Source organism: uncultured Campylobacter sp. (genome assembly GCF_938045225.1).
In the GTDB taxonomy this organism is placed as follows: domain Bacteria; phylum Campylobacterota; class Campylobacteria; order Campylobacterales; family Campylobacteraceae; genus Campylobacter_A.
In genome coordinates, this window is the sequence record NZ_CALINL010000290.1 from 1 (window position 1) to 5,542 (window position 5,542).

At 46.4% G+C, this 5,542-nt stretch carries 10 protein-coding genes; 1 reads left to right on the forward strand and 9 read right to left on the reverse strand.

Annotated features, from left to right (window positions below):
- The first annotated feature begins 150 nt into the window (after window positions 1-150).
- A complete protein-coding gene (locus Q0200_RS10545) occupies window positions 151-1,725 on the forward strand; it encodes a Na+/H+ antiporter (RefSeq protein WP_297941007.1) in 1,575 nt (524 codons plus the stop codon).
- A gap of 42 nt (window positions 1,726-1,767) precedes the next feature.
- Here the strand turns inward: Q0200_RS10545 and Q0200_RS10550 are convergent, their stop codons facing one another.
- The 9 genes from Q0200_RS10550 to Q0200_RS10590 all read right to left on the reverse strand — a co-directional run bounded on the left by Q0200_RS10550 (window position 1,768) and on the right by Q0200_RS10590 (window position 5,375).
- Window positions 1,768-2,577, reverse strand: a complete 810-nt coding sequence (locus Q0200_RS10550; protein WP_297941008.1) for a class I SAM-dependent methyltransferase — start codon at window positions 2,575-2,577, stop codon at window positions 1,768-1,770.
- A complete protein-coding gene (locus Q0200_RS10555) occupies window positions 2,574-2,831 on the reverse strand; it encodes an ABC transporter ATP-binding protein (RefSeq protein ID WP_297941009.1) in 258 nt (85 codons plus the stop codon). Before Q0200_RS10555 ends, Q0200_RS10550 begins: the two co-directional genes overlap by 4 nt.
- Before the next feature lie 50 nt (window positions 2,832-2,881).
- Window positions 2,882-3,214 (reverse strand): ABC transporter ATP-binding protein, encoded by a 333-nt coding sequence (locus Q0200_RS10560; protein WP_297941010.1) that lies wholly within the window; start codon window positions 3,212-3,214, stop codon window positions 2,882-2,884.
- 91 nt (window positions 3,215-3,305) lie between these two features.
- Window positions 3,306-3,752, reverse strand: coding sequence for an iron chelate uptake ABC transporter family permease subunit (locus Q0200_RS10565; RefSeq protein ID WP_297941011.1), 447 nt, complete (start codon window positions 3,750-3,752; stop codon window positions 3,306-3,308).
- Window positions 3,667-3,981, reverse strand: coding sequence for a hypothetical protein (locus Q0200_RS10570; protein WP_297941012.1), 315 nt, complete (start codon window positions 3,979-3,981; stop codon window positions 3,667-3,669). Before Q0200_RS10570 ends, Q0200_RS10565 begins: the two co-directional genes overlap by 86 nt.
- A complete protein-coding gene (locus Q0200_RS10575) occupies window positions 3,971-4,306 on the reverse strand; it encodes an iron chelate uptake ABC transporter family permease subunit (protein WP_297941013.1) in 336 nt (111 codons plus the stop codon). The genes Q0200_RS10570 and Q0200_RS10575 overlap by 11 nt, the downstream gene beginning before the upstream one ends.
- Before the next feature lie 10 nt (window positions 4,307-4,316).
- Complete coding sequence (locus Q0200_RS10580; RefSeq protein ID WP_297941014.1) at window positions 4,317-4,475, reverse strand: hypothetical protein; 159 nt, start codon at window positions 4,473-4,475, stop codon at window positions 4,317-4,319.
- Window positions 4,454-5,173, reverse strand: coding sequence for an ABC transporter substrate-binding protein (locus Q0200_RS10585; protein ID WP_297941015.1), 720 nt, complete (start codon window positions 5,171-5,173; stop codon window positions 4,454-4,456). The genes Q0200_RS10580 and Q0200_RS10585 overlap by 22 nt, the downstream gene beginning before the upstream one ends.
- A complete protein-coding gene (locus tag Q0200_RS10590) occupies window positions 5,148-5,375 on the reverse strand; it encodes a hypothetical protein (RefSeq protein ID WP_297941016.1) in 228 nt (75 codons plus the stop codon). Before Q0200_RS10590 ends, Q0200_RS10585 begins: the two co-directional genes overlap by 26 nt.
- Window positions 5,376-5,542 lie beyond the last annotated feature (167 nt).

Sequence of the window (5,542 nt, forward strand, 5' to 3'; positions counted from 1 at the left end):
ACGAGCTGGGCAAAAGGAGAGAAATTTAAAAACGAAAATGCCCAAATTTCAAGAAAATCTATCGCAAATTTGGTCAAAAGATGCCTGATCGATAGCTTTGGCACAAAAGATAGCCTAGGCAACAACAAAAAAGAAATTTAAAGGACAAAAATGATTGAACATTTACTACTATTTTTGGCTTTGCTAGCTATCATTATCGCTTTAGTGATGATCTCAAACAGCCTAAAAGTAGCCTATCCGGTGCTTTTAGTTTTGGGCGGTCTTGCCATTAGTTTTGTGCCAAATTTACCCACCGTCAGGATCGACCCCGAGCTTATTTTCATCATCTTTTTACCGCCGCTTCTTTACGAGGCCGCATGGGCAAACTCGATAAAAGAGCTCTACAAATGGCGCCGAACGATCGGCAGTTTCGCATTTATCGTCGTTTTTATCAGCGCAGCAGCGGTTGCTTTGATAGCAAATTTAATGATCCCCGGCTTCTCGCTCGCCCTTGGCTTTATGCTTGGCGCCATCGTCTCGCCACCAGATGCGGTGAGTACGGCAGCTATCCTTAAATTTGTCAAAGCCCCGCGCAGGATCAGCGCTATTTTAGAAGGCGAGAGCCTTTTAAACGACGCATCATCGCTCATCATCTTTCGCTTTGCCGCAGTGGCTGTGACGACTGGGCAGTTTATCTGGTATAAGGCGGCTGCGAGCTTTGTCTGGATGGTGGCTGGCGGTGTTTTGGCCGGCCTTGTGGTGGCGCTAGCGGCCTACTTTTTGCACAAGATCTTGCCAACTGACGAGAATAGCGATACGATCATGACGATCACGACGCCTTATGTCATGTATATTTTGGCTGAGGAGCTTGGTGCGAGCGGCGTTTTAGCAGTGGTTTGTGGCGGACTTTACCTCTCGACAAAACGAAACGAAATTTTCACCGCTTCAGCAAGGATCCACGCCGTGCCCGTTTGGAACAACTTTATATTCTTGCTAAACGGCCTTGCCTTTACCATGATCGGCCTTGATCTACCTCAAATTTTAGACGGACTAAAGCATAGTGGCGTATCGCCGCTCGAGGCGCTATCTTACGGCGTTTTGGTCACTGCTGTGCTCATCGTTATCCGCCTCATGGCATCTTATGGAGCCGTTTATATCACGATGTTTATGAAGCGCTATATCAGCGTGGCGGACGATCGCAACCCTGGCAAAGCCACACCATTTATCGTCGGTTGGGCAGGTATGAGGGGCGTAGTCTCGCTGGCTGCAGCACTTTCTATCCCTGCCATGGCCGGTAGCGAGCCATTTCCGCATAGAGATCTCATCTTATTTATCACCTTTGTTGTGATCTTGCTAACGCTCGTAGTTCAGGGCTTAAGCTTGCCGCTGCTCATCAAAAGTGTGAAATTTCCAGACTTTAACGACCACATGCCAAATGAGCTTGCAAGGATCAAGATAAAAAAGGCGATCGCAGAGGCTTCGCTTAAATTTCAAAGCGAGAAATTTTGCAATGAGGAGAATTTCTTGTTTCAGAAACTCAAAGAAGTTTGGAATTTCGAGCTTTCAAATGAAAATTTCGAGATCAGCGACGAGGTCAGGCAGACCTATTTTGAGATCCTAAATGAGCAGCGAAAAGCGCTTTGTGAGCTAAACAAAGACCCAAAGATCGACGAAGAGGTCATTAGGACGTTTTTATATCACATCGACCTTGAGGAGCAGAGGTGGCAGGAGCATAGCGAGCACTAAATTTGCTCAAATTTATGAGCAAGTTTAGACAGATGTTTAGATTTAAGCTCTATTTGCCTTATCCACCCGCACGAACGCCCAGTGCATAAACTCTTGCTTCGGTTTGTATTTGCCGCTGTTAAAATACTCCGCTAGCCGTGCCTCTTCCGTTTCGCTTAGCTCGCCGCCAAGCCCCCAACGCGTCTTTTGGATGAGTTCCTCGGCACTCGAAGCAGGACCTGCATGGCACCTGGCTTTGATGTAGCTTAGGCTCGGCAGATAGCCCATTTGAAACAAGATATTTAAAAGACAGACGAAGTCTGGCTTTTGCTCCACCTTGCGCCCTATCGCGCCCAAAACGTCCTCGTCCACGAAACTACCGCCAACCTTAAACGTGATGTAAAGCGCCTTTTTGGTCTTTGAAAGAAGCTTGTTAAGCGCGGCTTTTAGATCGTCCACCTCAAGGCAGCGCGAAGCCAAAACGACGTCGCACGCGGGCACGTCAGACCAGTCGTCCTCGAAAGCCTTTTGCGCAAATTTCACGTTTTTAGCGCCGTAAATTTGAGCGTTTTCACGGGCGAATTCCAGCATCTTAGGCGAAAAATCGTAGCCGTAAATTTGATCTGCCCTTTCCGCTGCCAGCACGCTTAGCGCGCCCGCTCCGCACGCAAAGTCAAGCAGCGTAGAGACGCCCGTAAAATCGACCTTATCTATAAATTCTCGCGCATAGGCGCTTTTCATCACGCCCTCGTTGAAGCTGGATGCCTTTTTGTCCCAGTCCTCGGCAAATTTTTTGCCAAACGAGCTTCTCGCCTTTTGCGCCTTATAAAGCGCGTCAAAGTCGATCTCGTCGTAGTTTGAAGGTAAATTCATAATCTATCCTCGTATCTTTCGTAGTTTATGCCGTAAATTTTATCGATATTTTCGGCGTTTATGAGCTGCTTGCTGCGCCCGAAGGCTAAAATTTCGCCGTCTTTTATAAACAGCGTCAAATTTGAAACGAATTTCGCATGCCGCGGGTAGTGCGTCGTCTGCACGAAGGTGTAGCCCTCGTCTTTTAACCCCTTTATCATCTCAAGCAGCTTTATCTGGTTGCCAAAATCCAGCCCGTTGGTCGGCTCGCCCATAAAGATCACCTTTGCTCCCCTTGCAATAGCGTGCGAGCGATGTAGGCTAGCTACTTCTCGCCGCCGCTGACCTTTGTGTAGGGCGCGTTTTTTAGATGCGCGATACCCATTTTTTCCGGCGCCTGCTCGGCTAGCTTTTTATCCGCCGCGCTAAAGCTAGAAAATAGCGGCGTCCTGCATAGCGCGCCCATCAAAACGATGTCAAATACGCTGTAATCATATGATGGCGCATGGGTTTGGGGCACGTAAGCGATCATCTTTGCTAGCTCGCGTTTGCCGTGGTCTCGCACGCTTTTGCCCTCGATCAAAACCTCGCCTTTAAATTTCAAAAAGCCAAGCATTATGCGAAGCAAGATACTCTTTCCGCTGTCGTTTGCGCCCAAAATGCTTAGCGTATCGCCATTGTTTATAGAAAAACTTATCCCTTTTAGATAGGCTTGTCGCGGTAGGCAAAGTGTAAATTTCTAACCTCTATCATCGCCAAATGCCCTTTTTAGCGCGGCGAAGCACGACGATAAAGACGGGAATTCCAAAAAGCGAGGTGACGATGCCGATGGGAATTTCAAAGGTGAAAACGATCCTTGAAAAGTTATCGCAAAATAGCAAAAATATCGTCCCTATCATCGCAGAAACCGCCTGGTTGTTCGCCCCAAAGATAAAGCGTGCGATATGCGGCACGATAGGTCCTATCCAGCCGATGACGCCTGCGATCGTTACGCTTAGTGCGCTTACAAATGTAGCCGTTACGATAACAAAAATTTTAACGTAAGTTGTGGTTATACTAAGGCTCTTTGCCTCGTCCTCGCCAAGACTTAGCGCATTTAGGTACTTTCCGCTAAGCAAAAGCAGTAAAACGCCCATGCACATCGGCAAGATAGAGATAGTTATGAAGTTTTTTGATGCAAAGGCAAGACTTCCCATCAAAAAAATATGTGATCGCGGGAAGCGCGTCGCTCGGGTCTGCGGCGTATTTTAGCGCCGAGAGTGGTAAGGTAAAGAATGAGCCGCTGATGACGCCGTCTAGAACCAGCACGATGACGCTACCGCTACGTGAGTAAAGTGCCGATACACCAAGGACCACAAGCACGGCTAAAAAGCCAAAAGCGAAGGTGCTAAGCTGTATCAAATACTCGCTTAGCTTAAAAAACATCCCCCACCGCAGCGCCAAAGCCAGCACAGCTTAGAACGCCAAGTATCAAGGGGCTTATTAGATGATTTACAAACATCGCTTGATAGGCCGCACCGCTAATGGCAAGGCTAGAGCCTATCAGTACGCAGGCAAGTATGCGTGACAGGCGAATTTCGAGTAAGAGCGTGTGCATCACCTCGTACTCTTTTAAGCTTTCACCCCTTAAAAGAGCGCTAAAGTAGTTTATATAATCACCAAGCCCAAAGCCGTACTTGCCAAGCAGCAGCGAGCCCGTGACGCAAAGCGCCAGTAGCAGGGTCAAAAACGCAAACACCTTTTTGCTCATTTTTCTTTACTCACTCGGCGCCCCGTCCTAAAATTTTATAAATTTGCTCGTCTGTAAGCTCAAGATCCAAAAATAGCTTATAAAACTCGCGCATTTCGCGAACCATGTCAAATTTAAACGCTTCTTTATCAACAATTTTCTGTGGATCTAGATTAAATTTACCAGCCATTTTAGCCCCAAAAACCTCATAAATGAAGGCGGGCGGTCAAACCACGAAAATGGCTCGCGCGGGATGTAGTAGGCTTTTTTGTTTTTCACCGCGCCCAGCAGCCGCCACTTCGGATCGCCGTAAATTTTATCAAACAGCTCTTTTTCGTAGATGAGGATAACGTCCGGGTCGTATTTTACTAGCTGCTCGAAGCTGATCTTTACGCGCCCGAAGGATTTGGCGTTTGGATCTTCGGAGCACTTATGCACGTTCTGCGCACCGGCTCGCTCGATGAGCGTAGCGTGCCACGAGCCCTCGCACTCGGTGGCTAGACCGTCGCTGCCTTGGGCATAATAGACGCTTTTTCTTTTTATATTATTTTCTTTTAGATATTTTTCTGCCTGCTCTGTTAATTTTAAGCTCTCTTTGGCGTAGCCTATAAGCTCTTTTGCACGCTCTTGCTTGCCAGCGATCTCGCCTAAAACGGCAAATCCATATATGTAGTCCTCGAGCTTAGTGCCGCTAAGATAGAGTATAGGCTTTTTGATAGAGCCAAAAATTTCGCTCATCTTTTTGACATTTTTAGAATTTGCATTTACTAAGATGGGATCACGGTTTAGACGTAAAAGCATCTCGGCGTTTGGGATCTTGCCCTGACCAAAAAATCCACCAACGACTGGCTGATCTAAAATTTCATTTTTTGATATATGGCTTTTCATAGTCGTTCCACTCGAAATTTAGACCGCTTATTTTGGCTGGATCAAGCGCGTAAAGCATATATAAAAGCGGCGGCGAGCTCGCGTGAATTTTAGACGGAGTGCCTTGCGGCTGAGCTATATTTTTGCTGTTTTTAGCGATGTAGTCTTTAAACTGCTCAGGCGTCATCGCAAAGCAAAAGCCCAAAAACGCAAAGAAAAACAAGATAATTTTTTAAACATTTTTTGCCTTTAAATGATTTTGTAAAGTATAGCTAAAGAAATTTTAAAATAGATTTTATTAGGCTCAAGATAAGTTAAGTGGATTTTTTCTTATCATCTTTAGTAAAATATGATAGAAGGTTTTCGTATCTTTACCGTTATCGTATCTAA

Bases quoted from the DNA above. Each gene is read 5' to 3' on its own strand.
- Q0200_RS10545 (WP_297941007.1), top strand. From the start codon at position 151: ATGATTGAACATTTACTACTATTTTTGGCTTTGCTAGCTATCATTATC.
- Q0200_RS10550 (WP_297941008.1), bottom strand. From the start codon at position 2,577: ATGAATTTACCTTCAAACTACGACGAGATCGACTTTGACGCGCTTTAT.
- Q0200_RS10555 (WP_297941009.1), bottom strand. From the start codon at position 2,831: ATGGGCGAGCCGACCAACGGGCTGGATTTTGGCAACCAGATAAAGCTG.
- Q0200_RS10565 (WP_297941011.1), bottom strand. From the start codon at position 3,752: ATGGGAAGTCTTGCCTTTGCATCAAAAAACTTCATAACTATCTCTATC.
- Q0200_RS10570 (WP_297941012.1), bottom strand. From the start codon at position 3,981: ATGTTTTTTAAGCTAAGCGAGTATTTGATACAGCTTAGCACCTTCGCT.
- Q0200_RS10575 (WP_297941013.1), bottom strand. From the start codon at position 4,306: ATGAGCAAAAAGGTGTTTGCGTTTTTGACCCTGCTACTGGCGCTTTGC.
- Q0200_RS10580 (WP_297941014.1), bottom strand. From the start codon at position 4,475: ATGGCTGGTAAATTTAATCTAGATCCACAGAAAATTGTTGATAAAGAA.
- Q0200_RS10585 (WP_297941015.1), bottom strand. From the start codon at position 5,173: ATGAAAAGCCATATATCAAAAAATGAAATTTTAGATCAGCCAGTCGTT.